Source organism: Burkholderia sp. LMG 13014, from assembly GCF_905232215.1.
Lineage (GTDB): Bacteria > Pseudomonadota > Gammaproteobacteria > Burkholderiales > Burkholderiaceae > Burkholderia.
The window spans coordinates 1-1597 of the sequence record NZ_CAJNKE010000925.1 but is presented as its reverse complement, the minus strand read 5'-3'; the positions used below and the strand labels follow the sequence as shown (position 1 = coordinate 1597).

Sequence of the window (1597 nt, the reverse complement as noted above, 5' to 3'; positions counted from 1 at the left end):
CGGTGAAGCCCGGCATGCCGAGCACGCCGAGCGCGTACGACGGATGCGCGAAGTCGCGGCCGAGCGGAATCAGGTCGCGGCCGTCGGACAGCGCATAGTCCTGCCAGCCGGCGCCCGCGACCACGAGATCGCCTTCGCGGAACGCGGGCAGGTTCGACGAAACGACCTGGCTGACGGTGCCGCCGACCATCGGCTGGCCGAGTTCGGCCGGCGCGGCATAGGACGGCGCGTCGCTCATCCGGCCGCGCATGTACGGGTCGAGCGACAACCAGACCGTGCGCAGCAGCACCTGGCCGGCGCCGGGCGTCGGCACCTCACCGGATTCGGTGCGGAAGTTGCCGGGCGTCGGCGCGCCGACCGGGCGCGAATTCAGGATGATCTGGCGGTTTGCGGTCTTGCTTTGCGGCATGTAAGCCTCCGTCAACAGGAATGGACGTGCTTCGTGGGCACGATCGGATCAGGGATGGACCAGCAGAGACGCGCGCATGCGGTGGCGTCGGCGCTCAGGCCGTCGCGGGTGCGTGCGTGCGGTTGAAACAATCGGGACAGCGTAACGCGGCGTGGCACGTTCGTCATGCGTATTGAGTAGACCAGTCGTCTAGAAACAGGGTAAAAACAAGGCGCGCCGATGCGCGCCCGGGTTACGACTGTGCTCCGCCCGGCTCGAGCGGCGGCAGGTTCAGCATGCGCCGCGTTTCGACCATCGCCCGTTCGAGCGGCTTGCGGTTGCGGTGAATCTTTTCCAGCAGCGTCGCGCCCAGCCACAGCTCGTAGAGGATCGCGGCCGTATGCGACGGATCGGCGACCGCGCTCAGCGAACCGTCGGCCAGCCCGGCCTCGATGCCGCCCGCGAGCCGCTCGATGATCTGGCTCGTGCCGTGCCGCAGCACCGCGCGCATCGCTTCCGACAGGTCCGACACTTCCGCGCCGAGCTTCACCGCGAGGCACTTGCCTTCCGGATCGTCCGCGCATTGCGTGTGCAGCCGCTCCAGTACGTCATCAGGCGCTCGGCGCCCGTGCCGGCCTGATGCTTGAGCAGGTTGTCGAGATGCGCGAGGTAGCCGTCGAAATACGACTCGAGCAGCGCTTCGCCGAATGCCTCTTTCGAGCCGAAGTAATGGTAGAACGAGCCCTTCGGGATGCCCGCCGCAGCGAGAATCTCGTTCAGACCGACCGCCGAAAACCCCTTGTGGAGCATGATCGGCTTGGCGATATTCAGGATGTGATGGCGGACTTCCGCGCCTGAAGATGCATTCATGATGGCGTATGTTAGCAACGATTAGACCGGTCGTCTAGTAACCTCGAACCGGTAGGTTGAGCGGCACTTTACCCGATCCCCGCCGCGCGCCCAAACGTTGCACCCGCGTTCCTCGCGCTTCTCCTGCCCTGCCGCGTGCGTGGCGTCACACGCACGACTCGGTTTCGTCGCGGGCGTTTCATCGATCTCCCGCATAAATACGCGCGGCGCATGTGCCGGCAGTCGGGAAGTTTCGGCCGGCATTGCACACGTGTGCAATGCGCCGGATCGTCGTTGCCGCCTCCCGAACCCGTGACCAGGAACGCCCATGACCGCTTCGAAACCCGAACGCCCGTCCGC

The 1597-nt window shown here is 66.1% G+C and carries 2 pseudogenes; both read right to left on the bottom strand.

Annotation, left to right across the window (positions count from 1 at the left end):
* Window positions 1–409, bottom strand: a pseudogene (locus JYJ84_RS36195) (NADP-dependent oxidoreductase); the annotation flags it as partial.
* A gap of 232 nt (window positions 410–641) precedes the next feature.
* A pseudogene (locus JYJ84_RS36190) lies at window positions 642–1258 on the bottom strand (TetR/AcrR family transcriptional regulator).
* Window positions 1259–1597 lie beyond the last annotated feature (339 nt).